This window comes from Paenibacillus lutimineralis, assembly GCF_003991425.1.
GTDB classification, from domain to species: Bacteria; Bacillota; Bacilli; order Paenibacillales; family Paenibacillaceae; genus Fontibacillus; species Fontibacillus lutimineralis.
In genome coordinates, this window is sequence record NZ_CP034346.1 from 6,327,776 (window position 1) to 6,354,448 (window position 26,673).

23 protein-coding genes are annotated in these 26,673 nt (G+C 44.5%); 5 read left to right on the top strand and 18 right to left on the bottom strand.

Annotated elements, in window-relative coordinates:
• Positions 1 to 289: 289 nt before the first annotated feature.
• The 3 genes from EI981_RS28100 to EI981_RS28110 all read left to right on the top strand — a co-directional run bounded on the left by EI981_RS28100 (position 290) and on the right by EI981_RS28110 (position 2,388).
• On the top strand, positions 290 to 847 hold the full coding sequence (locus EI981_RS28100) for a MarR family winged helix-turn-helix transcriptional regulator (protein WP_127003928.1): 558 nt from the start codon (positions 290 to 292) through the stop codon (positions 845 to 847).
• 282 nt (positions 848 to 1,129) lie between these two features.
• The gene (locus tag EI981_RS28105; RefSeq protein WP_227011619.1) at positions 1,130 to 1,474 is read left to right on the top strand and encodes a hypothetical protein; all 345 of its coding nucleotides are present in this window, start codon (positions 1,130 to 1,132) and stop codon (positions 1,472 to 1,474) included.
• A gap of 38 nt (positions 1,475 to 1,512) precedes the next feature.
• A complete protein-coding gene (locus EI981_RS28110; protein ID WP_127003930.1) occupies positions 1,513 to 2,388 on the top strand; it encodes an SDR family oxidoreductase in 876 nt (291 codons plus the stop codon).
• A 103-nt stretch (positions 2,389 to 2,491) separates the two neighbouring features.
• On the opposite strand, the gene EI981_RS28115 is transcribed toward EI981_RS28110, so the two are convergent.
• Positions 2,492 to 3,055, bottom strand: coding sequence for a TetR/AcrR family transcriptional regulator (locus EI981_RS28115; protein ID WP_127003932.1), 564 nt, complete (start codon positions 3,053 to 3,055; stop codon positions 2,492 to 2,494).
• 170 nt (positions 3,056 to 3,225) lie between these two features.
• Between EI981_RS28115 and EI981_RS28120 the strand changes: the two genes are divergently transcribed.
• The gene (locus EI981_RS28120) at positions 3,226 to 4,680 is read left to right on the top strand and encodes a DHA2 family efflux MFS transporter permease subunit (protein WP_127003934.1); all 1,455 of its coding nucleotides are present in this window, start codon (positions 3,226 to 3,228) and stop codon (positions 4,678 to 4,680) included.
• Positions 4,681 to 4,894: 214 nt separating this feature from the next.
• Here the strand turns inward: EI981_RS28120 and EI981_RS28125 are convergent, their stop codons facing one another.
• From EI981_RS28125 to EI981_RS28170, 10 genes are all read right to left on the bottom strand, one after another.
• A complete protein-coding gene (locus tag EI981_RS28125) occupies positions 4,895 to 6,304 on the bottom strand; it encodes an ABC transporter substrate-binding protein (RefSeq protein WP_127003936.1) in 1,410 nt (469 codons plus the stop codon).
• 220 nt (positions 6,305 to 6,524) lie between these two features.
• Positions 6,525 to 7,280 (bottom strand): hypothetical protein, encoded by a 756-nt coding sequence (locus EI981_RS28130; RefSeq protein WP_127003938.1) that lies wholly within the window; start codon positions 7,278 to 7,280, stop codon positions 6,525 to 6,527.
• Positions 7,277 to 8,716, bottom strand: coding sequence for a sensor histidine kinase (locus tag EI981_RS28135; protein WP_127003940.1), 1,440 nt, complete (start codon positions 8,714 to 8,716; stop codon positions 7,277 to 7,279). Before EI981_RS28135 ends, EI981_RS28130 begins: the two co-directional genes overlap by 4 nt.
• Before the next feature lie 4 nt (positions 8,717 to 8,720).
• On the bottom strand, positions 8,721 to 9,377 hold the full coding sequence (locus EI981_RS28140; RefSeq protein WP_127003942.1) for a response regulator transcription factor: 657 nt from the start codon (positions 9,375 to 9,377) through the stop codon (positions 8,721 to 8,723).
• Positions 9,378 to 9,626: 249 nt separating this feature from the next.
• Positions 9,627 to 11,129 carry a stalk domain-containing protein gene (locus EI981_RS28145; protein WP_127003944.1) on the bottom strand — a complete coding sequence of 501 codons (1,503 nt, stop codon included), beginning with the start codon at positions 11,127 to 11,129 and terminating at the stop codon, positions 9,627 to 9,629.
• Positions 11,130 to 11,368: 239 nt separating this feature from the next.
• On the bottom strand, positions 11,369 to 12,181 hold the full coding sequence (locus EI981_RS28150) for a stalk domain-containing protein (RefSeq protein ID WP_127003946.1): 813 nt from the start codon (positions 12,179 to 12,181) through the stop codon (positions 11,369 to 11,371).
• Between the two features lie 357 nt (positions 12,182 to 12,538).
• Positions 12,539 to 12,979, bottom strand: a complete 441-nt coding sequence (locus tag EI981_RS28155) for an SRPBCC family protein (RefSeq protein WP_127003948.1) — start codon at positions 12,977 to 12,979, stop codon at positions 12,539 to 12,541.
• Complete coding sequence (locus EI981_RS28160) at positions 12,976 to 13,425, bottom strand: SRPBCC family protein (RefSeq protein ID WP_127003950.1); 450 nt, start codon at positions 13,423 to 13,425, stop codon at positions 12,976 to 12,978. Before EI981_RS28160 ends, EI981_RS28155 begins: the two co-directional genes overlap by 4 nt.
• Positions 13,425 to 13,931 (bottom strand): MerR family transcriptional regulator, encoded by a 507-nt coding sequence (locus tag EI981_RS28165; RefSeq protein ID WP_127003952.1) that lies wholly within the window; start codon positions 13,929 to 13,931, stop codon positions 13,425 to 13,427. Before EI981_RS28165 ends, EI981_RS28160 begins: the two co-directional genes overlap by 1 nt.
• A 403-nt stretch (positions 13,932 to 14,334) precedes the next feature.
• A complete protein-coding gene (locus EI981_RS28170) occupies positions 14,335 to 16,206 on the bottom strand; it encodes a leucine-rich repeat domain-containing protein (RefSeq protein ID WP_127003954.1) in 1,872 nt (623 codons plus the stop codon).
• A 197-nt stretch (positions 16,207 to 16,403) separates the two neighbouring features.
• Here EI981_RS28170 and EI981_RS28175 point away from each other — a divergent pair, with 197 nt between their 5' ends.
• Positions 16,404 to 17,849 carry an alpha/beta hydrolase family protein gene (locus tag EI981_RS28175; protein WP_127003956.1) on the top strand — a complete coding sequence of 482 codons (1,446 nt, stop codon included), beginning with the start codon at positions 16,404 to 16,406 and terminating at the stop codon, positions 17,847 to 17,849.
• Positions 17,850 to 17,856: 7 nt separating this feature from the next.
• On the opposite strand, the gene EI981_RS28180 is transcribed toward EI981_RS28175, so the two are convergent.
• The 7 genes from EI981_RS28180 to EI981_RS28210 form a co-directional block, all read right to left on the bottom strand.
• On the bottom strand, positions 17,857 to 18,732 hold the full coding sequence (locus EI981_RS28180) for a HAMP domain-containing sensor histidine kinase (RefSeq protein WP_335926284.1): 876 nt from the start codon (positions 18,730 to 18,732) through the stop codon (positions 17,857 to 17,859).
• Positions 18,733 to 18,952: 220 nt separating this feature from the next.
• On the bottom strand, positions 18,953 to 19,642 hold the full coding sequence (locus EI981_RS28185; protein ID WP_127003958.1) for a response regulator transcription factor: 690 nt from the start codon (positions 19,640 to 19,642) through the stop codon (positions 18,953 to 18,955).
• A gap of 290 nt (positions 19,643 to 19,932) precedes the next feature.
• Complete coding sequence (locus tag EI981_RS28190; protein WP_127003960.1) at positions 19,933 to 20,376, bottom strand: cell wall hydrolase; 444 nt, start codon at positions 20,374 to 20,376, stop codon at positions 19,933 to 19,935.
• A gap of 136 nt (positions 20,377 to 20,512) precedes the next feature.
• A complete protein-coding gene (locus EI981_RS28195; protein WP_227011620.1) occupies positions 20,513 to 21,697 on the bottom strand; it encodes a pectinacetylesterase family protein in 1,185 nt (394 codons plus the stop codon).
• Positions 21,698 to 21,763: 66 nt separating this feature from the next.
• Positions 21,764 to 22,261, bottom strand: coding sequence for a YfbM family protein (locus tag EI981_RS28200; RefSeq protein WP_127003964.1), 498 nt, complete (start codon positions 22,259 to 22,261; stop codon positions 21,764 to 21,766).
• Between the two features lie 219 nt (positions 22,262 to 22,480).
• Positions 22,481 to 22,843 (bottom strand): hypothetical protein, encoded by a 363-nt coding sequence (locus EI981_RS28205; protein WP_127003966.1) that lies wholly within the window; start codon positions 22,841 to 22,843, stop codon positions 22,481 to 22,483.
• Positions 22,844 to 23,161: 318 nt separating this feature from the next.
• On the bottom strand, positions 23,162 to 26,653 hold the full coding sequence (locus tag EI981_RS28210) for an LPXTG cell wall anchor domain-containing protein (RefSeq protein ID WP_127003967.1): 3,492 nt from the start codon (positions 26,651 to 26,653) through the stop codon (positions 23,162 to 23,164).
• Positions 26,654 to 26,673 lie beyond the last annotated feature (20 nt).

A 26,673-nucleotide genomic window follows, 5' to 3' on the forward strand; every position in this document is an offset into this window, starting at 1 on the left:
CAAATAGCGATTCCATTGATTTAATTTATTCTATTGCAGTATCTCGATTTAATTAACTGGCTCCGGATGGATACTCTCTCCGTCTGAGGAATGAGATTTGTGTACAATCCAATTAATATCTATTCACGCCTTTACTAAAAATTTGTACTATTTGTGGTACGGTTCACCGTAACATTTGCATGGCGAAATTCTAAAGGGGCTGTCCAGAAAGTCCGACCCGCATCATTCACCGCACTTTCATAAAAGAAATAGAGTTGACAAATATATAGTTAGGCACCATACTATATTCATGGCCAATCCATTTCATGAATCAGCTGACATGCAACTTATCCCTACACTTGCACAGACGAAGCGTCAGGTTGACCGTTACGGACTCGACGTTGACGCGCAAGCTGTGCTCGTTGCCGCAAGATTGATGACCGCAGGCGCCAAGCTAGGACATGCCGCGGACATCCACTTCGCCCGATTCGGATTATCGACAGGACGATATCGACTGCTAGCAGACCTCGAAGATAATGAAGGTGAAGAGCTGCCCTCGCAGCTTGCGGAGAATCTCGGCGTAACACGCGCCACTGTTACAGGATTAATTGACATTCTAGAGCGAGATGGGCTTGTATCTCGACGATCCAGCTCCCTTGACGGCCGTCAGAAATCCGTCCTCTTAACAGAGCTCGGTGCGAAGAAGCTGCGCGACATGGCTTCGGAGCACTATGCCAGACTCGAAGCGATGGTCGGCTCGCTGAGCATTGAGGAGCGCACTTTGTTCCTCGATTTGTTGGGACGTGTAACCCAAGGCATCTCGGCGCTGACAGACGAATCCTTGGCATCAACAAAATCCAAACCATAAACGCGCATCGCAGAAAAGGAGAACGGGCTAGTGCGGCTAGCCCATTTATTCCACCTTATAGTTAGGTGCCTAATCATTTGTTGTTGGGTCTTTTTTTCACCTTATAGTTAGGTAGCTAATTATATATCTCTACGATGCGTCTTAAGAAAGGTGTTGCGTATGTACAACAGAAATACCCCGACCCCGTCAGGGGAAATTTATGGTGCTCAGTCCAGCAGGTCGAGGAAGCAATCCTTCGTCCTATGGCGCGAATTGATTCCTGCGTATCTGGCCCCTGCCATCATGGCTGGGATTGGAGGGATCATCACCGCTGACAAAGTGCTCCAGATCCGGGCACTCACAACAATTGGAGGATCATCGTTGCTAATTGCATTCTGCATGGGTCTCTGGCTTCGCACCCGCCGTCCCCATAATCAATGGTTCGTGCGTGCACCGCGCCTGTTCGTTACCTTGGCGTTTGCCCTCGGCGGCGCTCTGTTCGGACTGCTGGCGGCTTGGGGAATTACAACCTTGCTGCCCAACAGCCCCTACCTCTGGCTCGGCCAGATCGGGTTTGATCTCCCGATATCCAGCGCGATCGCTTGTACGACGATGTCGTGGCGGTGGCGAGGTACCCTCTCGAAATAAAATAATTCATTCACACATTGAAAAGGAGCGAATATCATATGATCGCAATTTTAGGAGCAACAGGAACGATTGGGAACGCACTTGTAAGACGGCTTTCAGCCCTTGGACTGCCCGTCCGGGCATTAAGCCGGGAGCCCGGCAAGCTTCGAGAACGACTCTCGGACCTGGATTTGACCAGCATCGAGATCCATACGGCAGATGCGAACGACTCGGCATTTATGCTTAGCGCCTTGCAGGGTGCCAAGCAGCTATTCCTCGCGTTGTCCAACAGCCCGAACCAAGTTGCTCTCGAGACTTCTATCATCCGAACCGCCGTCCAAGCAGGCATCGAGCATATCGTCAAAATCTCAAGTCCCGTCTATGACCCTCGCTCGCCTGTCGCGGTTGCCGGTTGGCATGGCGAAATCGAGCTTGCACTAGCGGAGTCCGGTATGAGCTATACCATCCTGCGGCCTTATGCATTCATGCAGAATCTGCTGCGGCTAACACCGACGATTTCTGCCCAAGATATGTTCTTCGGCTGCATAGGCGACGCACCCTGCAACTTCATCGACTGCCGCGATATCGCTGATGTCGCGGCCGCAGCCCTGACGAATCCCGAAGTGGCTGGCCGTATCTATACGTTGACCGGCGCTCGGACGTTCACCTATCCTGAGATTGCTGAACAATTGTCGTCTCTGCTCGGGCGCCCGATTCGATTCATCCATTTATCACCTGAACAACTGCGCTCTGATCTAATCGAACACGGGCATATGCCATCTTGGCTTGCGGACCATGTCGTGGAAATTCAAACGATGTCGACCGTGATCAGAGAGCAGCCGACGGATACCGTTGAACGTATATTAGGTCGAGCGCCGCGGACGCTGGAAGCTTTTCTTCAGGAACATGCCGTCCATTTTCAACCAAGACGATAACACGCCCATACACAAGAACCCCTTAACTAGGTTAGGGGGTTCTACGCTTTATCTTATCTTTTGGACCGAGGAACGCTTTACGGTAATCTAAAGTTTCCTTAATTTACATGGTATGTTCACTCCCTTTTTTATACATCAAAGAGATTTGATTCGCGATGTATTCAGAGCTAAATTGAGTGCCATCCTTAATCCACCACATAATAATCCCGAGGAGTGACGATGCAATAATATCAACCGAGACGACTTCCCTTGTGTATTGAATCTTTCTCGCGTTTCTTCGCTTTTCTATCGTATTTTTTAATAGGTTAAACATACTGTTTTTGAATCCTTTGTTCTCAAATAGTACAGCAAAAATTTTCCGATATTCATAGAAATAATTTAAAAATGTAACCAACGTTTCCTGCTCATTGTTACTTTTTCCTTGTAATAACGGATCAATCTTCATCGATAGGTCATCAAAAATCTCATGTACGATCTGACGTAATAAGTCGTTAATATCCTCATAATGCAAATAAAACGTTGCACGATTTAGTTCTGCACGTTGCGCAATTTTTTGAACGGTTAATTGAGAAATATCGAGATTTTCAGTTATCAAGGAAAAAACGGCATTCTTCAGCATCTTTTTCGATCGAATGGCACGCGGATCTTCTTTTTTATATATAGACATTTTATCCCTCTATTATCGATTATTTTCTGACTTCATTAACAGATCAATATTTTCTGTTGATTAGTCAACATTTTCAAAGAGATTGTAAATAGGCATTTTTCTCAAATGTTGATATGCTCTATTTTATTGACACACTGTCGAAAAAGCAACGAAAAGAGGGCTTACTCTATATGCAAGAAGACAACAAGAAAATAAACAAAGGGATATTACTCAGCATTCTAATCGTTGGCTGTTTCTTATCAACATTGAATCAAACGATATTAAATATCGCATTAAGTAATTTAATGGATGTATTTCATGTATCGGCCACAACCGTACAATGGATTTCAACGGGGTTCATGCTAGTTAACGGGGTATTGATTCCGGTTACAGCCTATTTAATGAAACGCTTTACAACGCGCCAATTATTCATAAGTTCCATGCTATTTTTATTAATCGGTTCGTTTATTTGTGCAGCAGCACCAAGCTTTAGTGTGCTATTAGCAGGGCGTATGATTCAAGCTGCTGGTGCAGGGATTATTATGCCACTTATGATGAGTGTCGTTCTTGCCATATTCCCAATTGAAAAACGCGGGAGTGCAATGGGCTTACTGGGACTGGCGATGATCTTCGCTCCTGCCATTGGCCCTACACTTGCCGGATTTGTCATCCAATATTACTCTTGGCGCTGGTTATTTATCGGCCTAATCCCGCTTATCGCCATCGTCATTTTGTTGGCACTGAAGTATTTAGTGAATGTATCTGAGACGTCTAAGGCGAAGCTCGATATACTAAGTGTTGTTTTATCAACCATCGGATTTGGATTTATTTTATATGGGTTCAGTAGTGCAGGTAGTAAAGGCTGGGGCGATGTAATCGTGGTCCTTTCATTAGTGATTGGTATCGTTGTAATAGCCATCTTCTGTATTCGACAAATAAAGTCCGATGACCCCATGTTGGATCTATCTGTCTTTAAAAATAAAATCTTTACGTTAACGTCACTTATAAACGTGTTAATCACAATGATGATGTACGCAGATATGATTTTATTGCCTATCTATCTACAAAAGGGTCGTGGATTCACAGCATTTGATGCAGGGCTTCTTTTATTACCAGGTGCACTCGTGAATGCTTTTATGTCACCGGTCACGGGTAGATTATATGATCGCTTTGGTGCGAAGCCGCTGTTTATCATTGGTTTACTGTTTATTATCCCATCGATGTGGGCGGTAACCGATTTATCTGAATCGACTACGTATATGTATTTAATGGTTCGTACGATTGGCCTTCGAATTGGATTAAGCTTCATTACAATGCCACTCAATACGGCCGGATTAAATGCGCTGCCCAAACAGCTCGGTATGCATGGCTCCGCAGTGAATAATACCGTTCGCCAAATTGCCGGGGCGATTGGTACTGCTGTCGTGATTACGATTTATACCGTGCAGGCAACAAGCCATGCAGCTACAGTGATGCAGACCAATCCTTCTACTACTGCTGATCACCTTAAATCCCTCGCTTCCATTCTAGGTGCAAGTGATGCCTATTATTTCATGATGATTTTAGCTATTGCGGCGCTTGCCATCACCTTATTTATGCCTATGAAAAGGAAGGCAAAGGTTGAAGAAGAACGCCTACGTAGTTAGTAGTGAATGAATATGCCCTTGCAGAAATATAAAGAAACAGCTAGTTGGTTGGTGGACTCCAGTCCACCAACCCGTTGTCTTCAGAAAATAACGATCCGACAATCAAAGACAACGATCAGCAATTACTTGTCGATCTGGCCGCAGCTCATGGAATCTATAAGGCCGCTATACCAATTATCCCAATAACGCGTGCCTGTCATGTTCATACCACTCCCTATTCATTCAGAACAGTCGTCACTCTATTCTGAATCAGCTTCGCTACTTCTTCGGGTGATTTCTGTCCAGTGAAGTAGGCTTTGGATTCTTCCAATAGAATCTCATCGATTTTGGAGGGTTTGAACTGAATTGGATATTTCGCACCGGTAAGAAACTTCTCCAGATCGTCGATATCCTTTTGAGTAATTTCGAACTCTTTTCCTTTCATAGGCCCGACAGGTTGATCAGACATCACTTTCCCCTTTTTCAATACATCTTGAGCGACCTTCTTATATGTAGCTTTATTTAATGAAAAACCGGTGCGGCGTTCTTGATCTTGCATCTCATCAGACAACATGAATTTTACGAAGTCCCAAGCTTCGTCTTTTACAGCAGACCTCTCGTTGATGCCAAGCGTTTTGTATGTTCTGAAAAATCCGCCTGCCTGCTGCCCGCTTGCATTTGGTTTGGGGTACAGCTTTGACTTGTAAGGTTCTTCCATAAATTCACTCATCCTTAAATCACGAATATAAGATTCGGGTGAGACAATAACAGCATTTCTAAAAATTCCTCCTATAAAATCTTCTCTCATCATTTTCTCATCAAACATGAACTTTACTTCCTTGAGTAATTCAATAAAGGCAGCAGAGTCGAAATAAGCCTTCCCGCTCTCCAGATCTACGAACGTCGCATACTGACCATTAACCAGGTCTGTTATCATATATTCAGGCCCGCTATGACCTAATGCGAAATAATTGCTGCCTGCTTTCTTGACGATTTCCTTGGCTATATCGGTAAACTGTCCCCAATTCCAATTACTGTCATCGATCTTCACCCCGCTTTTCTCAATTGCGGTTTCATTCCCCATAAGACCATAAACGAAAAATCCCATCGGCATCCCGTAAATTCCGCCGTTTACCTTGATCCCGTCCAGAACGTTACTGAAGTATTGCTCTTTCATAAAACTAGGGTCCTTATCGATCATATCTCCTATATTGGCCAGCAACTTTTTTTTGACATAATCCCCTGATGGCAATTGATCCATCTGAATCAGATCAGGCCCTTTACCGGATAACATGGCCACGTTTGTTGTTTTTTCAAACTTTTCCGAAGCAGCCTCGTCGTTTTCATTACTTGTTTCGATATATTGAAGATCAATTGTAATATTAGGATGCTTGGCTTCATATCTTTTCTTAGCTTCTACAAAGAAATCGTCAGAAAAATAAGTCGAAAATACAATTGTTTTCTTCTCCGAGCTGTTCTTCGTTCCAGACGTTTCTGTTGTACCTGTTCCGTTCTTCACCTGCTCGCTGTTTGCCTGCCCTTCGTTTGATGTCTGCGCTCCCCCCGCATTGCTGCCAGCAGGGGCGCTGCAAGCAGAAACCATAACCATGATAAACGTGAACAGGATTGACATAGCTTTTCTCATTGTTTTTCTTCCTCCCCATAATCTCTCTCCGCGATCATCCCGCAGCGTTGCTTCATCAGTATAGTGCGGAGATATATGAGGAGTTAGATAGACTTGTATTGAAGTTGTAAAAAAAAGAACCATCAGGGGTGAATTATTCCTGATGATCCTTTGTTCGAGCGGCTACAAAACCGCAGGTGTGATCTTGCAGCACTAGTTCGGTTAGACAGGTAGATCTTGCTTAGAGCCTAGAATAGTAACTGAGCAGCGCCATGACGTCCTTACTGAACCCGACAACTTCATTTCGTCTCAAATTGACATTGACAGCGTATTTTAACTTATCGCCGTCCTTGCTCATGTAATACAATTCCACAACACTACCCCAGCGGATCACGCCCTCATTCAGCGACAGATCGGATAACGGATAGCTCCCTTTATCCTGAATAAACTTTGTTGCGAGAGCGATAGCCTTTTCTTTGTCTTCCTCACTAATGCTGGAAAAATTCCGTATCGTCCCTGCCCTGACAACTTTAATGACATCGCCGTCCCTCGCATTCAGCACGATATCATAGACTTCATCGGGGTCGGTCAATTTGGTCAGAGTCGTATAATACAAGCCGCCAGAATACGGAGAAAACTCAGTTTGATCGTTCAGCTTTAGCTCTGGAATCACTGCTGGTCTCGCTTTTGAAACGATGCCATATTCCGCCTCACTTAGCAGAACTTCAAACTTGTTCTGATCAATAACCACCAACTCGAATTGAAACTCGTCCATCGTCAAGTTCTCATCGAAGTACTCATTTACCGCATTTAGACTGAGTGTCTTCACTGCATCCTGGGACAGAACGCCCTCATATTCCGCCTCATTGGTCTCGTTCACTCTAATTATTTGTTTTACCATGACTGTCTCTTTCGGTATCGTATCGAAAACACCTTGGCAACCCGTCCCCAGAATCATGAACGACGCGAATATGATAATCAAAATAAGCTTGTTCATTCCTTTATCCCGCCTCTCGGATGGGTAAGTGCGAATACGACTTCTACCTTCGTGCCCTGGTCTTCATTGCTGGTTATCCGGATGACGGCATTGTGGACGCTCGCTACATTTTGACATATCGCAAGACCGAGACCTGCCCCTTTACCGTTTCTTGTCCTGGACTTATCCACCATGTAAAAAGGTTCAAAAATTTTATCCTGATGTTCCTTAGCGATCCCAATGCCCTGATCCATCACTTCAAGCATGCAATGCCCGCCGTGCCATGTGATACGCAGCGTAATGGTCTGCTGTTCATCCGAAGCTTTGAGCGCATTGTCCACCAGATTGAAGATCAGAACTTTGATCAAATCCTTCTCCAATATCAGCTCGCCCGGTTCGCACTCAGTGACGATAGTCACCTGCTTTTCTTTGGCCATCATGTCTAGCGCAGGCTTGATTTCAGCTATAACCGCTCCCAAATCGTGCAGCTCCATCTCGAAGTTATCCCCTTGTAACATAATCAAGTTCATCAGCTTCAATGACAACAACTCTAATCGCTTGCCTTCTGAATAAATCACATTCAGACCGTCCAGAAACGTTTCCTCATCGTATTTGGTTGTCCTCATAAAATTCGCATAGGCGATAATTGAAGTCAGCGGTGTTTTTAATTCATGCGTAAAATTATTGATAAACCGCTGTTTTTCTTGATTGTTCTGCTCAAGTTCAGTGATTGTATCCTCTACAACAGCGGCCATATTGTTAAAATTGTGGGCCAGCACGCCGATCTCGTCCTTTGATTTTAACTGGACTCGTTCAGAGAAATTCCCCTGTGCAATGACCTGAGCTGTTCGACCCAGCTGATCAATCGATCTCGTCAGTCCTCGGCTTACAAAAAACATGATCAGCATATAGAGGAAACAGGCTGCCACATCCACTTGCACAAAGAACTGATATTGATCCACACGGTCCTGATATAAAGAGGTGACATCTACCATATAGGTAAATAGATAGCTTGTATGATTAATATCCACAATGTTCGAGGTGAACAGGATCGTTCGCCCATCGATATCCCGCAAAATATAATTTATCTCCTCCGCGCCCAGCTTATCCAGTTCCTTACGCTGTGCCGGCATCTGGAAATCGATATTACTGAAGACCGCCCGATTCGCCTTGTCCCTGATATCCAAATAAACACGCTGCTCGTTATTTGTGCCAACAAATTCATTGGCGATTCTCGTTAATACTGTTTTCTCGTAATCAATAGAATCATAGATTCGAAGAATCGGCACAATCGCGTTGACACTGGATTGAATACTCATATTCTGGCTTAACGCACTATTGATCTCCTGCTCAAGCATTCTATTGTGGCTGCGCTCGATAACCATAATAGAGGCTGCGTTAAAAATAATGACGAAGACCAGAATCGAGAAGACATAAATTTTTTGCCAAAATTTCATCCCCTCAATCCTCCAGCCGATAGCCGAGTTTATAAATGGTCTTGATGTGATCCTGCAGCTCTAGTTTTTTGCGCAGTGATTTAATATGCATATCGACCGTTCTCGTTTCGCCGTAATAGTCGCCACCCCATACTTTATCGATGAACTGCTCCCTTGATAAGGCGATGTTCTTGTTTTTTATCAAAACGACAAGCAAATCATATTCCTTTGGCGTTAGCTCGATAACTTCTCCTTGCTTAGTTACTTCCCGTTTGTCCAGATCAACGAGAAGGGTTTGGAATCCCATCACCCGTTCTTCATTGCCATATCTTCGCAATACCGTTTCTATACGAGCCAGCAGCTCAATCGCTTCGAAAGGCTTGACCATATAATCGTCGGCCCCCAATCTCAGCCCGTCCACTTTATCATAAACCGAGTTTTTTGCCGTCAAAAAAATAACTGGAATACGGTAGGGCCTAATTCGTTCCATCAGCGCAAAACCGTCCAGTTTCGGAATCATGACATCCAGCAAAATAAGGTCGAACTTCTCCCGCTTTAGCAGCTCCAGCGCCGCCAAGCCGTCATAGACCTCAGTCGTCTCGTAGCTTACGATGTTGAGATTCATTTTGATGATTTTGGAAATATGAATATCATCTTCAACTATCAAAATCTTTTTGTTCATCCCCTGAATCTCCTAACACGAATGATGGATATAAATGTCTTAAAGGTTAGATACTCCATCTATAATAGCACCTTGTGGGAAATAATCTATCCGCTTAACTTCTCAAGTAAAGGGGACTGTGCTGAATCCTGCACAAAATTTCGCCCTACTTATGATAAGGTTCCCCGCGCTGTCTGAAACGGCAAGTTTTTAAGAAAGGACGCAACCCATGTGTCCTTGGATGCGTCCTCATATTGATATTAAATTCCGTTATGCGGTCCTATTCTCGAATATGATGACCATTTTTTTGCTGCCTAAATATTCAACAGAAGTATTAAGCTGCTCCGACACAAAGCGTACAGGAACGAAAGTGCTGTTATTTTTCAGTAGCAAAGGAGCGTCGAACATCACGGTTTGCTGGTTTACCTTAACCTGCTTATTCCCCACATGCCAACGAATCGTTGTACCGTCTTTTTGAATCGTAACCTCTTTCGTATTCTGGTTCCAATTTACATTTGCCCCAAGTTTCTCGGAAACGAAACGAATAGGCACGTAGGTACGGCCTGTCTGAATGAATGGCGCTGCTGTTATATTGTAGATACTGTCGCCCAAATAGGCTGTCTTGCTGCCGATAACCAAGCGTTGAGTCTTACGCTGAGACATAACACCATAAGGATCTGCATTCAATTTTTTAAATATTTTATAGGTTGGGGTTCCTTGGCTTAAGTCCAAGTAGTTAGCGTTCAACTGCAGTCCGTATCGTTCCGCCCCCGTATCCCAATGAAAATCAAAGCTATTATTTTGAATCGGCTCCAAATCCCACACTCGGTTGTTGTTCAAATTTAGGATTCTTAGGGCTTTCAAATTTCTTAACGGTTCCAAATTCCACACTCGGTTGTTATCCAAGTATAGGGTATCCAGCTTGCTCAAATGGTTTAACGGTTCTAAATCTTTAATCTTGTTGGAGGATAGATCCAATGTAGACAATTTAGTTAATTTCGCTATAGGGTCAAGACTCTCGATGTTATTGTTATTAGCAGAGAGACCTTCGAGATTATTAAATCCTTCGAGCATCTTAAGATCAGTAACCCGGTCGCCATCAATCCCCAGATACGTCAGACTTTTGGAAAGCATCCGTAGCGGCGAGAAATCCTTAATCTTATTGTTAGATACATTGAGATATGTCAGCTTTTTTATGTTGCCGAGAGGAGCTATGTCTTCTATCGCATTGTCGACCATTTTCAAATACGTTAATTCTGCGGCACTAGAGAGAGCTTGAACATTCGAAATTTGATTGTGGTCGGCTTCCAACTCAATTAGACGAGGCAATTGTTTCACTACATCCAAGGATGAGACCTGATTCCAACTTATTTCTAGATATTTCAGCTCCTTCAGAGTAGACAATTCCTCAATCGATGAAATTTTATTTGCTTTGAGGCTGAGAGTATGGATCTTTGAGAGTTTCTTTAGCGGTGTAAGATCAGTAATCTCATTAATGTCTAAATCGAGATCCGTGATATTGACGGCATACTCCAATCCCTGCAGATCTTTAATTCCTTTACCTGATAAAGATACAACAGTGAGAGATTCTAAATCCTCCTTGGTAAGTGGTTCATCTTCTTTTTTAACTATCCATGAACGAATCGCTTTTTCGAGATTTCCATCCTTAATAATCGGTTCTTGGCTAGACGCTTCCATCGAAGCTTGTCCTGGAAGGACCAAACTTAGGACAAAAATAAAAGTAAATAATCGTACAGTAATACGTTTCTTCATGATAACCATTCTCCCTGATGACTGTATTATGTTTATATAAACTCTAGCCTTTTGATAAGAACAGACATAATGTATGTCCGTTCCGCTATCGACAGATTAGTATAACACTTAAAGTTCAGTAAACGGGTAGGAAAATGTTGGATACCGTGAAGGTAGCTTATATATCGAAGCAGAGAACATCCGCGCCCTCAACGCGCTTTTATCAGGCTGCTGTTCGCCCTCGCTCCATAAAAACTTGCTCACTTCTTCTCAATAAACTTTCCCTGTTGAAGATTAAAAATCTTCATCGTGGTCTTTGAGTCTCCCTCTTGCTTGTTGTCCTCTAAGGATGCGTCCATTTCAGTCTGCCAATAGATAAGTTCCCCATTATCATCATTGAACTGGTAGCTACCCATGGCAACATGATATTTACCTTGAAATACAGAGCGGTCTTTAAGAGTACCTTTCCAAGCTTCTGTCCATACTCCAGAATCGTTCATATACATTAGATGAGATTCCCTAACATCGCTATCTGTTCCGCCTGTGCGCGTGACTATATTAAATAAAGGATTCATTCCATCAGCACGAAAATTCTCAATGTTCCAAGACTCGACATGCCACGGTTGCTCAAAGATTAATTTATATGAACCGTTGGACTGTTTGTCAAAGATAAAGAAATCACCAAGATGTACCCCTCCATCAATTCGCACAAGTACTTCTGGTTCGGCATCCCCATCTACATTCATTTCTTCAAAGGATAAATCATCAAAATAATAGTCCCTCTTTTCATTGCCTTGCTTTCGTATCCAATCTTCAACCATATTCTTTGTAATTCCTGTTTGAATGTTTGCCAAATGAGTCTCCTTATCCCATGTTACGTGACCACCCATTGCTTCCGCCAAATCTCGTACTGGGGCAATAACCTTTCCACTTTCAATTGTAGTTTCTTCAGTACTCAACGCCTTACCATTAACGAACAGACCAACCGAATTGCTAGCCATAGCAGTTCCGACAAAGATTGTACACGCTCCCAAAATTGGAAGTAACACTCGCAAACCTCTTTTTACTTTCATTGCCCTCTTCTCCTTCTTGAATGATTATATTATTCAGACGCCCTACGTTAATCTAAAGTTTCTTTAATTACATATATGTGAAGAATTTTGCTTGGGATGGAATGGCTACATTGTCATTCTCGCAAACATAAAAGATACTGGATTCCAATGAGAGAATAGATAGCTATTTGGGCCTGATTAAGCCTCTTCCAATAGACTTCGCAAATAGCGAGAACGAAGAAGCAAGAAGTACATGAACCACGCTACTAAAACAAAAATCGCCGTTCGATTCCAGGCAGGTATCGTGAACGGCGAAATTTTAGAGTCATCACATAAGTATCAGTCTTTTCGGGTAAATACAGATATTTCTTGGCAAAGCTAGTCGGCCAATTCAGTCAGCACCTTGCCAAGTCGGTCAAGCAGCTGTTCATTAGCTTCTATGCAGATGGACTTAGCTTGTTCAAACTCCTCTTTTTTCTTGAAAAGTTGACGGAAGGTGACCCTGGTGCGGCCATCGAAGCCCTCAAAGGTAGCCGTTACCCGAAATTCATGAACGTTTAGATGATCAATCACGACCCGCTCCGTCGGCACGAGCTCAACAAAGACATTATGGTTAGGATAATCCACTCCATCCGGTCCGTGCATGGTGAACTTCCACGTACCTCCCGGCCTCATATCGCACTCATGGAACGTATTCCTGAAGCCTTGCGGTCCCCACCACTTTGCTAACAAATCAGGGGTCGTCCATGCTCGAAACACAAGCTCCCGCGGGACATCGTACTCGCGCGAAACAATAAGTTCATTTTCACCTATCGTCATGCTCCTACCTCCCCTTCTACTACCTTGCCTAGTGTGTCCAACATGATGTTTGTACCGTGTTCTCGCATTTCTGGTGTATCATGTCCGTCAAAGAATGCACCCTGCTCTGTAAAAATCAACTTCGTACCGTCCTCTACCTTGATAAGCTCGACCGTTGTGATCGAGACGGAGATGCGTACGCCGCCCGAATCCAGTGTGTACGTATAGACAATACGCTGCTCTGGAATGAGCTCCTGATAGATGGCATCGAAGGTAAAGATTGGCCCTTCCGGCGGCCCGCCGCTGCTGTACTCGCGTCCGCCAACCTGGAAATCGAAGATCTCTGGCTTCGAGAACCACTTGGCTTTAGCCATCGGGTCGGCCCATGCGTGATACACTCGCTCCGGTGGAGCGGCATAAATCCGTTCTACGACGAAGGTTCCATGCTTGACGAATCGTTCGTTCATTAATTTTTTTCCTCCTTATGTTTCGGAATTCCGTTCTCTTCGGAAAGAAAGTCTCCCAACAGGTCCAAATGTCGCTCCCAACTCGTTTGCCGCTCAATAACCGGTTTTTCAAATCTCATCTTCATCGCCTGCAGAAGGCTCGTGAAATCTTCAACGGTTAATTCCGCCTTGCCCTGCATAAGTTTGGATACATATCTTAGCTGCTCCAATAGTTTCTGCTGCCGTTTAATCTGTTCTATGATTTGGTCTATCTGCAGTCCTACGATCTCAAGTGGACTGATCTTCCCACCATTTAGGGCCGATTTAATCTCCTCGAGAGATAATCCCAGCTCCTTAAGTGATAATATCTGGTGCAAACGTGACAAGTCCAATTCATTGTACAGCCTGTGGCCGGATTCCGTTTGTCCCGACGGAGAGAACAATCCGATTTGATCATAAAACCGCAAGGTTCGTACGGTAAGCCCCGTCAGCTTGGCCAGATCTCCAACCTTCCAATGTCTCTTCATGAACCATCTCCACTCTTTGGCGCTAGCTATGTACCGGTAGATTTATTGTAGAACATTACGTTACGTAAGGTGCAAGTGAATTTTTGACACTCTGCCAAATTTGGCATGGCTCTAACATATTATCTCACATACCCTACAATGTTACCGAACGTTCCTTACAACTTGAATTATCGCCGTTACTTGTGATACGGTTCCCCGCGCTGTCTGAAGCGGCAAATTTTTAAGAAAGGACGCAACCCAAGTTCCTTGGATGCGTCCTAATATTGATATTGAATTCTGTTATGCCGTCTTATTCCCCACACTCCAACGAATCGTTTTACCGTCTTTTATATTGTAGATACTGTCGCCCAAATAGGCTGTCTTGCTGCCGATCATCAAATGTTGAGTCTTAAGTCCAATTACCTCAATAAATCAAAATCCCCTTGTTAAGAACAGACTTGTTTTGCACTTGATTACCTAAAATATATAATTTCTGCAAATGGGGCAGATTCACTAAAGGTTCTACATCTGAAATGGCGTTATTCTCTAAATGGAGCACCTCGATATGTTGCCAATTTTTCATAAAACTTAACGATTGGAGTGAGCTATCCTGAACCGTGAATGAACGCAGGGCTGCAAAATCGGCAAAATAAGGCATCACCTTATCCATTTCATGCAACCAGTCTCCATTACCTATTCGAATAGATGCTTGATTCAAGGTTAGATGTTCTAGCGTGCTATTCGCAAATGGATGCTGACTATTAATTTGGAACCTACATTCATTACAATTTATCGTTTTTACATGCTGCAGATTGAATAATGCACTCGTCTCATCGAAAAAAGCCGTCTCATTTAGATTTAATACTTGTAGACTTGGCAGACGATTTAAAGAACTAATACCTATAAAGTTTCCATACTCCATCACTGTAAGTTGTTCTAATTGCGGGTATTTCACTAACTTTGCCCCATCTAAATCATTAGATATCCCTTCATAAACAGTTAAAGATTTTAACGCAGGCGCCTCTAACTTTGGTATGAAAGAATCTATTAATTCCGCTTTCTTTAAATTTGGTAATGCGATCGATGGTACAGTACCGTGATAACCAGTCATCGATAACTCGGTCAGTGAAGTCAAACTGTTCACAGCATCAATATTATCTAATTTTGAAAGGTAAGACACTCGCAGATTCGTCAACGATGTCTTATTTCTAAGGCGTTCTAAACTCGTAATGCCAACACCCTCAAGATCAAACGACTGCAAGCTAGGCATGTTTTGTACAAAATCAAGCGTTTTTAGATTTTTCACCATTTTAAACTTCAATTCTTGTAATTGACTTAGTGAGTATAACGGTTTGAAATCGGTCGCTTCACTATAATTTACTGTTAATGACTCTAAACTCGTTAAAGAAGACAACCACTTCAAATCATTGATATACGTTATTGATAAGGATCTTAATGGTAGTTGATTCAAAAGATGAAAGTCAGTAACGGACTCATCGACATATGTTATTTCAAGCGATTGTAAATTGGGAAACTCTAATAGTAAAGCCATTTCCGCATTACTTCGAATTTGCGTGGAGAGTTCTACTATTTTCGTCTTATCGCCAAAATACTGTGCAAACGAACCAAATGATTCATTAAAGCCGGCCGAATAGCTTTTTAATCCTTGCATATGTTGAAAACGAACTTCCCGACTTTGTGAAATTTCATATTCGTTCATCAGTTTTAAGGCCGTCAGTCCGGTGAAGGCTTCAAAGTCTTTTTGTTCAATTCTTTGTGTATTTAATAGTTTATCCGTGATCACATAGCTGGATATTTCAGCCTGCTCGTTCGTAAATGGATCATCAAGGCTATAATCAAAATGCCACTGATCTTCAGAATAGTGGGTAGACAAATAACGGATACTTGCGATTTCTTCTTTAGTAGGCATCGCTTCACCTTTATTAAAAATATCTCTTAAAAAGTACTGGAGAACTTCGCTTTCAGGCATTGTTCGAACAGATATTTCTTTATGACTATCGTGTTCCGCTTGATTGCTGTACAAAAGAAAGTATCCAAACAATACACCAATGATTACGATCGGCGCAATCAGAAGCGCTTTTAAATTGAGATTTGGACGAGCTGTTGTATTAGCAGGAGTTGTTCCATAATAATTATTAATCGTCTGGTCAACATAATAGACGTTATTCTCCTTCAACATTAATTCAGTTCCACAATAAGGGCATTTTAAGGTATGTCCTTCTTTGTATTCAATTCTCCCATTACAATTCGGACAATTTAGTTTAATGAATTCCACTGACCCCCTCCTCCTATCTATCATATGTATTTTTTAAATTAGCTTAGTTGTCCAAAATACAAATGTCAACATCTTCTAAATCAAATTGTTTCCCCACGACATTCATAAAAAATTTATAATATTCCCCCTTTCATCTTTATAACTTTTTTGTAAGCTGGAACAAGTTCGTACTTAGAGTTAAAGAGAGGAAGATCGGCATGAGATTTTGGGAAATAGGCTTGATCGTGGTTAATTTTGGCCTGTTGTACTGGGTGGTAATCACGAACAAGAAGGGTGGCCGGGGATTGTTTATCCCTTTAGGGATCGCCTTCAGTTTGGTAATTGTGCAGATTGTCGTGGAAGGTGGACGGTGGGAGATGGTTCCGGCCTACTTGACGCCACTCTTATTGACGGCTTATTTCTCCATTGGCAAGCGGAAGAAGGGCGGCAGAAGCAGGATTGCGATTACGGTTCAAGCGGTGCTATTGACCGTATATTTGTTGGTCTCGGTTGCGCCGCCTGCGGTGCTGCCGGTATTCTCGTTTGATGAACCAACGGGACCCTATGCGGTCGGAACGACGGTTTATCATTGGGTTGACAATGAGCGGCGAGAAGCATATTCGGATAACCCTGCCGATCGGCGCGAGCTGATGGCGCAAATTTGGTATCCGGCTGCCGAAGGCGGCGGGAAAGAGAGGAGCCCTTATCTCTGGAACGCGTCTAAGATGACGAAAGCCATATCAAGCAAAATGATGAGCCTTCCGGCTTTTGCACTAAGCCATCTAGGGTTGATCAAAACGCATGCCTTGGCAGAGGCCACGCTTTCGGATTCGGCGAGCCCGTACCCGGTTCTGATTTTTTCCCATGGGATGAACGGGTATCGCAATCAGAATATGTACCAGCTAGAGGAGCTTGCCAGCCACGGCTACATCGTAATAGCTATCGATTATGCCTATGAAGCTGCCGCCTCCGTTTACCCTGACGGAAGGGTCGCCGTGAGTGAAACCGACCCCAACTTGACTTCCAATGCCCAGTATGGAATGCACATCCCGCTTTGGACCAGCGACGCTACGTTTGTGCTCAATCAAGTGGAGAAGCTTAATCAGAACGATGCTGCAGGTCGATTTTCCGGCAAAATCGATCTTGATCGAATCGGCATGCTTGGACATTCATTCGGTGGAGCCGTTACGGTGCAAATGTTAAAGAATGATTCACGTGTGAAGGCTGCCCTTAGTATGGATGGAGGGTTCTATGGTCCGCCGGTTTCAGACAAAGGATTCGGAAAGCCGTTCTTCATGATGTATGCAGACGAGACGTACAGCAAAATAATGACTTCTTACGATGATGTCGCCGAACAGTTTGGCGGGGTAAGCCGCAAAGTGTTCGAAGCCCCAAGGAAAGAATATATCCAAAAATCGGGCTATGCTCTGGCAGGCGGAGGGTTATCGATCCTTATTCCGGGTTCAAAGCATGCAAGCTACACCGATCTCGCGTTATTCTCTCCGCTGCTCGGCCTCAGCGGCGCAGACCCGCGGCGCGACCACCGCATCGTGAACGAATTCAGTGTTGCCTTCTTCGATCGGTATTTAAAAGGGAAGGAAGATTCTGCGCTGCAAGATCTGGCCGCCAAGTACCCGGAAGTGAATTTCAAGGTGAACAACTAAAATTTTTTCATGCGGGACTCGATACCGGAAGTTCAATGACGAATGCATAATGTCCGGAGGAATGAACCAGACGTAAGGCGCCGTTGTGCCGTTCGACGATATTCTTGGCAATGGATAGTCCTAATCCTGAACCGGCCTGGATCGCATGGCCCGTTCGCGAGTGATCGGCTTTATAAAACCGCTCAAATAACAGCTCCTCCTGTTCTTTCGATATCGAAGTACCTTCATTCTCGACCTTGATGGCAACAAAAGAAGAGCGTGCTTCCAATGATATGCGAACAACTCCTGGCTTCACGGAGAACTTCAAAGCATTCATCAGAAGGTTGTCGATGGCTCTCCTTATTTTTCCCGGATCCATAGGTATCGGCATCGACTTGAACGCCAAATGCGTCTCCACAGTGACCCCAAGTTCTTTGGCGAAGGGTTGAAATTCGGCTACGATCTGCGTGAGCAGTTCCCGTATGTCGAACTGACCCACGACAAACTTGGCGTCACTGGTTGAGAGACGCGTGTATTCAAATAAGTCATCAATGAGGTTCTTCAATTGCATGGTTTTATTATAGGTAATGTCGACGAAACGTTCCTGCTCCTGCTCATTGCGATAGACTCTGTTTTTCAGCAATTCCAGATATCCAATAATGTTGGTAAGGGGAGTCCGTAAATCGTGGGATACACCTGTAATCAAGTCCATTTTGGACTTTTCGATTTGCCGTTCCTTTGCGATTTGGCGTTCCAGTTTTTCGGCCATAGCGTTAATGTTCTCCGCAACCCTGCCTAGTTCGTCTTTCCTTAAGAGCGGAACGCGATGGCGCAGATTTCCTCCGGCGATAAAATCAAGTCCTTCCGCCAGACTAAGCAAGTATTTCACGATATGCCGGGTCATAAGGGAAAAGCACAAAAAAAAGAGGACGATAAACGAAACGATAGATAATACACCGTATAGCAGGACTGATAAATAGGGGAAGTGACTAGCGGCAAGAAGTCTACTTAACAAAGATTCGTTGAGTATTGACGATACGTTCATCGCAATGATTAAGCTTAGAATAAACGACCAGAACATTCGCACACGAATGCTTCGTTTTCCGGAAATCAGAGAAAAGAGTTTATTTTTCAATTTTGTATCCCACCCCCCAGACTGTCTTGACGTACCTGGGTTCCCGTGGATTCGCCTCAATTTTTTCCCGGAGGTTTCGGATATGCACGACAACTGTATTATCCGAGATGCTGGAAGACTCCTTCCAAACCCGTTCGTAAATTTTATCCACGCCGAACACATGTCCGCGATGGCTTGCCATCAGTTCGAGTATGGAAAATTCAAGAGGTGTCAGGGATATTTCCTTTCCTTTTACGGTTACCTGGTGCATCGCCCTGTCTATGACTAAATCTCCGATGGCAATGACGTCTTCATCTGGCTCTTTGACGGAGTAGCTTTGCCGACGTAGTTGCGCTTTGACCCGGGCCGTCAATTCCAGGAGACTGAACGGCTTGGTCATATAATCATCCGCTCCGGTAGTCAACCCGGTTATAATATCAATGTCTTCTTCTTTGGCAGACAGCATGATAATGGGGATCTTCGAGATTTCTCGGATTTTCAGGCACGCCCTGATTCCATCCATATGGGCCATCATCACATCCAGAATAATCAGTTGCACGGATAATGTCTTAACAACCTCCAGTGCCTGCAAACCATTCTCCGCTTCCAGCACATGATATCCTTCATTACTCAAGAAGATACGTATAAAGTCCCTAATTTCGGAGTCGTCATCCACAACCAATATGGTGATCTTGTTCATTCGCAACCTCCTGATTATCTGCTTAAAATTAGTCTTAGCTTTCAGCATAAGAAAAACATATGAAGATATCGTTGAGGAAAATCTAAAGAATTTCTGAAGTTACGCGGATTCTCCTTATGATTCCGTCGATCACGTTTGCGGATGACGATCCGGGACGGTTCCCTAAACATTATTCCACTAAACCCAAAGAAGCCGCGATTTACGCGGCACTTAATAAGATAAAGTTTGTCAACCACATTTGGCTATGACAAGCCATGTTAAGAGGTCCTGAGCTCTTTTCGTTTATACAATTAGAACGTGTTATATACATTTTCACATTCTTCCACGGTCGGTTGATAAAAACAGTGCTTCTTCCATCGTCCTACGAGCGGCTGATTATACCAAGTTGGCGGACATGGTCCGGGGTTCTCGAACGTTCCTGGACGGAAATACCATAGGGAAAATTCGGCTGGCCAATTCCGCTCCCCATTCACAGCCCGTTGCGCCAGACGGCGTTCCCTATCTCTTGCGTTTTGATAGAACATGCCATGTTGCAATGCTTCGAACGCATGCGGCTGGTTGATCATTTGGGGAATTGTCCGGATCTCTTTAAAATCGGAGCAATTCGCTCTTATTCGGTTAATGCCAACATTCCCAACAAGGAGCATGCCCATTTCGCCTTCGGTCTCAGCTTCAGCTCGAAGCAACCGTGCCAACATATTAATATCCTGGTTCCTGGCTTTTACGACTCCCATTCGCTCACCTCTTTAGGTTTCTAGACTCATCATATTGGAGGTGAAGCGGAAGTGTTACTCAGGAAAGTAAAGAGCGATCATAAATAACCGTTCCACCACACTACTGTCCACGTATTCAATTTTATTCATGCCAGGGTCAGCCCTCTTTCTCTACAAAATGCCGCCCCACGGAGTAATATTCATCCTTATTCACGGCATCGTCTAGCCACTTCATTAGCTTCACCCCGTCTTGTTCGGCTTTGTAGAAATGATTTAATGGGGAGAGTGTATGAGGTGTCCTGCCCGTCTTCTCATTAAGACCGTAATCAGTGATGTAATAATAGTAGCCTGACAATACTTCAGTTAGCTCTCCAGCAGATTGCAGCATGCGGGCTGACCAGGAATGTATATATTCGCCATCGTCCGAAACATCACCATTCAGATCCTTTTCAAAGTCGTACAGCAGCTCATCATAGAGCGTATTAGACTGTAATAGTATCGCATTGTCCGGGAGCAGCTTGCGGTTCGCCGCGAATACGGACGAAATTAAATCGCCGTGGACTTCATAACCAAAGGTTGCTGCAAAGTTAGCCTTCCATTCGTTATCGATAATATCCGGCCAGCAGTCGGCATTTAAGTAGGAGCTGTCCGAATATTGATAAATGCGGGCATTCGGGTAGTGTTTCGCAATCTCAGGCGCCCAGAAAGCAGCTCCGAATCCTCCGGCGCTTTCTCCCGCAATGAGGATCTTCTCCGGCGCAACGAAATGGTTTGTCATCCATTCCAATGCTGCGCGCGTATTGGCTTGACCGTTGTAACGTATTGTGAACGGCTTGCCTTTGGCGTCCGTATATTCCTTGGATGCATTCCCGATATGCAGATCACCAGTAGAATAAGGGATATATACAATGTTCCAATCCTTGAACGGATTGTCAGGGTTATTATTTTTCAACAGACCGCCAAGCGTACCTACTTTAAAGAATGGAATGTTCGGAAAGTAATATTTGATCTCACCGTTCTTCATTACATTACTCAGACTGATTGGCTGCGCGGCAGTCACCTCGTCCCAGGCTACACCGCCTCCAGAAAAATAAATGATCACTTTATCTTCAGCAGCTGCTCCCTTATTGGCAAGTAAATAGTATTCCGAACCATCGGCAGAAATTACTTGTGCATCCTGGTCAAACTTTATTTTATTCCAGACATAGCGCTCCGCATCAGCCCATTTATCCGGTTCAGCAGGCTTTTCAAGTATGAAGAAATAAACACAACCCACCAAAACACCCAAAATAAGTACAATTCCGCCTATCGCAGTCAGGAGAATCTTGTTGATTCTTTTCACTATTACCGCCTTCTATCCTATCTATATTTTTCAGATAAAGATTTCTTCCAATGGTTTCGCCCATCTTCAGTAAATACTAACCAATATATCATGGCCTTGGTCACGGCTGCGTTCATAAAAGGAAATCAAGTTTTGCAGTTCCAGGGTTAACTCCTCGAAACGCTCATCTGTCTCTTCGTCGACCCAAGTGTTCGGATAAATCTGTTGTTCCCTGAATGCTGAGAGGTTGAAGTGTTCTTGTAACGCAATCCTATCTACGGCTTGCAGTGATGCTAGAATGCGCGGCAACTCGTCCGAGCCAATGACTGCTATGAAGTCTTCTGTGTCCAGAACATGGACGCCTACAATCGCCTCGCTCAAAGGATCATCTTCAATCGGATGGGATGCAGATACACCCGTTAGAAGAAAATGCAGCCCGTCCCAACATTTATCCATCTCATAAACCGGACAGAGTCGATCCTCCATCAATTGCTCAATCTTGGTGATGATGGATGAATTGTCCAGTTGTACCACTTCATTCGCCAAAGCATCATTCAAGCTTAAGTAACAGGCCATTATTCCCATAAGTCCTCTCCTATCCAACTTCGTAGTTTCTTTTTCATTCGTCGTACCACAATAAATCCCTGCAAGGAACGCGCTGAGCACATTGTTAAGGTTTAATATGCGGGCAGCAGTATGGCTCTCGCTTGGGTGAATACTCCGAGAAGGACATCCGGTTAGTCGGCCATCCAAGCCTCCTGCTGTCCTTTTCTCCTTTTTTTCTTCATCCGATCCTCCTGCCCGTCAAACCTGCTTCGGAATCCTCTGCCGCAGCTGCTGCTCGACGCGGTCAAGCGCCTGTTTTTCTTCCGATGATATGCTGTTGCATGATAGACGGCGGTAAGCCAATTGGCCCTTGTTGTTCCTCCGCTCCACATACTGGATTACTTCATCGCATGCCTCCTCAAGTGAGAGCATTGTTGTTCCGTCAAGAAACCGGGCCAAGACAAGTACGTCATCCTCGTCAAGCGAAATAGTAAGAAAAGGAACATATACCTCTTCAAAACCTGGTGACAGATCTTCTTCAGACACGGTATAGATGCTCGATGAGAGATTGGGTACCGGTTCAAGTTTCTGGTCCTTTTTGTTTCGCTTTCTCCAAAACATACACATCACTCCTCGCCACCGTTGTACATAAAGAATGAAACGAAGCGTTTTTCAACCTTTTGTGTTTACTACGGTACTATAGTGCCTACCGTTTCAATATCTACCATAAACTCGGATTCGTATATTCTGTAAACATCAAGCGGACTCTTCTCGGAGAAACACTACAGGTCGTACGGATTCAGCGCTTTATCCCCTGTCTGGAATAATTGATGGGCTACATCTTGCAAGATCACCACTTGTCGATTTCACCTTCTCCCTAACATGAAAAGGGCTCCCCCTGCCTGTTTCCAGGACAAGGGGAGCCGAAGCACCAACAAATTATTGTTTCAAAGTTATCCGTTTGCGGCCTAACCATACACCTAGAGCGATCAGTCCGAGTCCCGCCAAATAGAACGGATAACGGCTTGCTTCACCCGTTTTCGGAAGCGTCGATACTGAAATCTCCGATGTCGGAGTTTTCGATCCCGGCGTTTGTAATGCCGGCTTCTCCGGTTCCGACTTCTCCGGTTCCGATTTCTGTAGTTCCGGTTCGCCTCTTGGGATGTCTTCATCCGCCAATTCTACTTCGCCAGGCGGCGTCCCAGGATTGGATGGAGTTATCGGAGGCTGTCCCTCTGTCGGATGATTCGGTGTTCCTGGATCCGATGGATTGCTCGGATTGCCGGGACTTCCCGGATTCGATGGATTGCCTGGATTTCCAGGATTCCCTGGGTCGGTTGGTTCTGAAGGCTCGCCAGGTTTAACAGGCTCTTCCTTATAGTTCGTTACGGTTATTTTCTTCACATTGCCTTCGCTCGTAATACTGGAGTCGATCGTTACGCTCCACGTCGCCTGCTCGATCTTATATCCTTCTGGAGCTGCCAGCTCCTCTAAAATATAGTCGTCATACAGCAGCTTCGTAAACAGGATTTTGCCGTCCGCATCCGTTGTTTTTACGATCGGCGTCCGTTTGCCCGCTTTATCGTAAAGCGCGAACTTCGCTCCGGCCAGCAGCTTCGTCTTATCATCACGGTCAACCTTTGTCACTTCCAGGCTGCCCGTTACGCCGCCTCCCGACCCTGAACCAGAGGAAGTACGGACAATAATCTCTTCCGTCGTTTCCCTTAGTTCAGTCTTCAGCTGATCTCCTTGAAGCGCAACTTTATTCTGTACTGCTTCTTTATCTTCAGCAGTAATGAATGATTGATATTCCAAAATATAAGCCGTGGAGATGTCTTTCATGAACTTTAATTCAAACATCTCTTGATCTCCGTCAAGCCTTATAACGGTTAACGTGTAGTCCTCGCCTTTTGTCAACTCTTCAGCTTTGACAGTTTTACCGTCTGCATTGACTTTGGTTGCATACAGATGAAATGAATCCTCGATCAAAACTTGGTTCACACTTGGATAATCGATAATTGTGGCGTTGGAAATATGCGACTGGCCTTCATTGATTCGAATCGACCAATCGATTTTGTTTCCGTTTTGGGCACCGCTTTTCTTCACATATTCGCCGCCGTGTGGAACCGCTACGCTGCCGTTCCATGTGGCCGCTTTATCACTGCCGTTCCACAGCTCAGCGGTATTATGAATATCCTTGACGATCAGCGCGCCTTGCAGCGATGTTCTGAACTCGATCCAGTATGCGGATGAGATTGGGCTGGTAAAATGAATGGACAATTGGTTTCCGTTCGCTTCAGACGGTTCCGTCAACTTATATTGAGAAGCTGGAACCTCATTGCCCTTTGCAACACCATTCCGTTCCCCTGTCAGTTTCATCTCGTATACCTTAACCGAATTTGGTACAAGCTTCTGATCATGTTTCAGAACATCCGTTACGATCGCTTTGTCAAACGAGTCGAGATTGTAGTTCATCTTGATGTTCCAGGTAATCTCTTTACCAATAGGGTCGTAGCTGCCGTCTTTGCCACCGTTGTTTTTCATATAGTCGTCGGCGCCGAAGCTTGCATCCCGATCTTTCAGCTCTTTTTTCTTGCCTTCCTCGATCCACGTCATGGAGGCTCTGTTCATAAAGTCCAGATTGCGTTCCTTCAGCCAGTCGATGTTAAACTTCGTTTCATACAAGATCGTATACGTGGTGTCAACGGGCTTTAAGAACTGGATTATAAATCCGTTACGTTTATTATTATCGTACTTGACCTCATAATTAGTCTCAGGAACGACTTCCCCGTCCGCTTCTATGATCACTGAATCCGGAACGAATTCGAGGCCGCCTTGCGGGAACGTATCCGTAATGGCTACATTCTCCATGCTGTACTTGCTGCCGTCCGGCTTTTTATCGCCGTTGATCATAATAACCCACTTCGCCGTTTTGCTGGCAAAATCGACTGTCCAGACTCCTTTGACCAGACCGCGGCTTCCTTGGGTCGGGGTTACTACTTCTTTAAAGGATTCACCCGATACGACCTTGTTTTTTACCTGCTGCCCATCAGCAATCGTCCGATCGACCGGCTTCGTTTGGTAAACGACCGTATACGGAGAATCGATATCTTTCTTGAATTCGAGTTTGAATCCGTTCGTACCTATTGTAGCGGTGTATTCATCCGTTGAAAGCAAATCTTTGACATCGGTCGAGTCCCCTTTGTACACCTTCAGCGAATCGTCAACCAATATATGGATCTCACTGAATTCATCCGTGATGACCGCTTGGTCTCTCGGAATCTTCTTCTCGCTGAAATTGTATTTCACAGTCCAAGCGATGATTCCTGTGTCCATATCCTGGTTATACCATTTTTCCAAAAATTCACCGCGGTTCACCGTTACCGTAGCGGTCGAATGGGTATCTTCCATCCCGTCGCCAGACAGCGCAGCAGTGTTCTCAAATTGCAACTGCTCGTTAGTAAGCTTCGTCGAAAAGCGAATCTCGTAGGCTTTGCTGATTGTCTCATCCTGGAACGCAAGCACCAGTTTGGCGGCGCCGTCCGTTTCAACCGTATACTTGCCGGCCTCTACCTTATCGCCAAGGACCGTTGATCCGTGGCCGTTAACCTGCAAGTGGTAAACCTCTACAGAATCGGCGATGAGTTCCAATCCTTCAGGCATTACGTCCGTGATGACCGCATGCTTGATTTTATCCAGCGACTTGTTGACCTGAACCGTCCAATCAATCCGGTCCTTGCCAATTGCTGTCCCTTGCTTATCGATCAGCTTTCCACCCTGGGGTTTCAGATTCACGATAATGGTCTGGACTCCGCTTTTTATCTGAATGGCAATAATGATTTCTGTACTTCCCTCAATGATTTCCTTTGTAAACTCGGTGCGAATTTCCAGCTTGCCGCTTACATTGGAATGGCTCTCAACATAATCGTTGAAAGTCATGACAACTTTCCCGTTCTGATCGACCGTAAATCTGCCAACTTCGCCTTGATCGGCTACGAGCGGTGCGTCAATGTCCGTAAAAATCTCAAACTGAGACGGCAGCTCGAAGGTAAATATATCCCCGCTCTTATAGCCGTGTCCGTTCGAAAGCTCCCATTCGTAGCTTAGATTGACAGCTGCACCAATGTCCAGGTTGCCGTCCGGATTATAAGTCGCATCAATCACGGTACCATTCATGTCGGTTAACACAACTTTTGTTAAAATACTCTCTGTATCGGCGACAGGCGCCGACGAGTCATAGATGTCATCCGTCTTTCCATACTCTGATTCCTGCACACTTTCCTGCACGGTTTCTTGTACAGTTTCCTGTACGGCTTCTTGCACTGTTTCCTGCACGCTTGCCGATGCATTGGCCGTCCAGGTGGATACGCCAAACAGCGATTGAATCAGAAGCAGCAGGGCCACAATGATTCCACTTATTTTTTTCTTCATGATCTCTCCTCAGTCTCTAC

Coding starts and splice junctions, on each gene's coding strand:
- EI981_RS28125 (WP_127003936.1), bottom strand. CDS start 6,304: ATGAGAAAAGCTATGTCAATCCTGTTCACGTTTATCATGGTTATGGTT.
- EI981_RS28130 (WP_127003938.1), bottom strand. CDS start 7,280: ATGAACAAGCTTATTTTGATTATCATATTCGCGTCGTTCATGATTCTG.
- EI981_RS28145 (WP_127003944.1), bottom strand. CDS start 11,129: ATGAAGAAACGTATTACTGTACGATTATTTACTTTTATTTTTGTCCTA.
- EI981_RS28110 (WP_127003930.1), top strand. CDS start 1,513: ATGATCGCAATTTTAGGAGCAACAGGAACGATTGGGAACGCACTTGTA.
- EI981_RS28135 (WP_127003940.1), bottom strand. CDS start 8,716: ATGAAATTTTGGCAAAAAATTTATGTCTTCTCGATTCTGGTCTTCGTC.
- EI981_RS28150 (WP_127003946.1), bottom strand. CDS start 12,181: ATGAAAGTAAAAAGAGGTTTGCGAGTGTTACTTCCAATTTTGGGAGCG.
- EI981_RS28105 (WP_227011619.1), top strand. CDS start 1,130: ATGGCTGGGATTGGAGGGATCATCACCGCTGACAAAGTGCTCCAGATC.
- EI981_RS28165 (WP_127003952.1), bottom strand. CDS start 13,931: ATGAAGAGACATTGGAAGGTTGGAGATCTGGCCAAGCTGACGGGGCTT.
- EI981_RS28210 (WP_127003967.1), bottom strand. CDS start 26,653: ATGAAGAAAAAAATAAGTGGAATCATTGTGGCCCTGCTGCTTCTGATT.
- EI981_RS28160 (WP_127003950.1), bottom strand. CDS start 13,425: ATGAACGAACGATTCGTCAAGCATGGAACCTTCGTCGTAGAACGGATT.
- EI981_RS28155 (WP_127003948.1), bottom strand. CDS start 12,979: ATGACGATAGGTGAAAATGAACTTATTGTTTCGCGCGAGTACGATGTC.
- EI981_RS28185 (WP_127003958.1), bottom strand. CDS start 19,642: ATGAACAAGATCACCATATTGGTTGTGGATGACGACTCCGAAATTAGG.
- EI981_RS28115 (WP_127003932.1), bottom strand. CDS start 3,055: ATGTCTATATATAAAAAAGAAGATCCGCGTGCCATTCGATCGAAAAAG.
- EI981_RS28175 (WP_127003956.1), top strand. CDS start 16,404: ATGAGATTTTGGGAAATAGGCTTGATCGTGGTTAATTTTGGCCTGTTG.
- EI981_RS28190 (WP_127003960.1), bottom strand. CDS start 20,376: ATGGGAGTCGTAAAAGCCAGGAACCAGGATATTAATATGTTGGCACGG.
- EI981_RS28200 (WP_127003964.1), bottom strand. CDS start 22,261: ATGGGAATAATGGCCTGTTACTTAAGCTTGAATGATGCTTTGGCGAAT.
- EI981_RS28140 (WP_127003942.1), bottom strand. CDS start 9,377: ATGAACAAAAAGATTTTGATAGTTGAAGATGATATTCATATTTCCAAA.
- EI981_RS28180 (WP_335926284.1), bottom strand. CDS start 18,732: ATGACCCGGCATATCGTGAAATACTTGCTTAGTCTGGCGGAAGGACTT.
- EI981_RS28205 (WP_127003966.1), bottom strand. CDS start 22,843: ATGTTTTGGAGAAAGCGAAACAAAAAGGACCAGAAACTTGAACCGGTA.
- EI981_RS28120 (WP_127003934.1), top strand. CDS start 3,226: ATGCAAGAAGACAACAAGAAAATAAACAAAGGGATATTACTCAGCATT.
- EI981_RS28100 (WP_127003928.1), top strand. CDS start 290: ATGGCCAATCCATTTCATGAATCAGCTGACATGCAACTTATCCCTACA.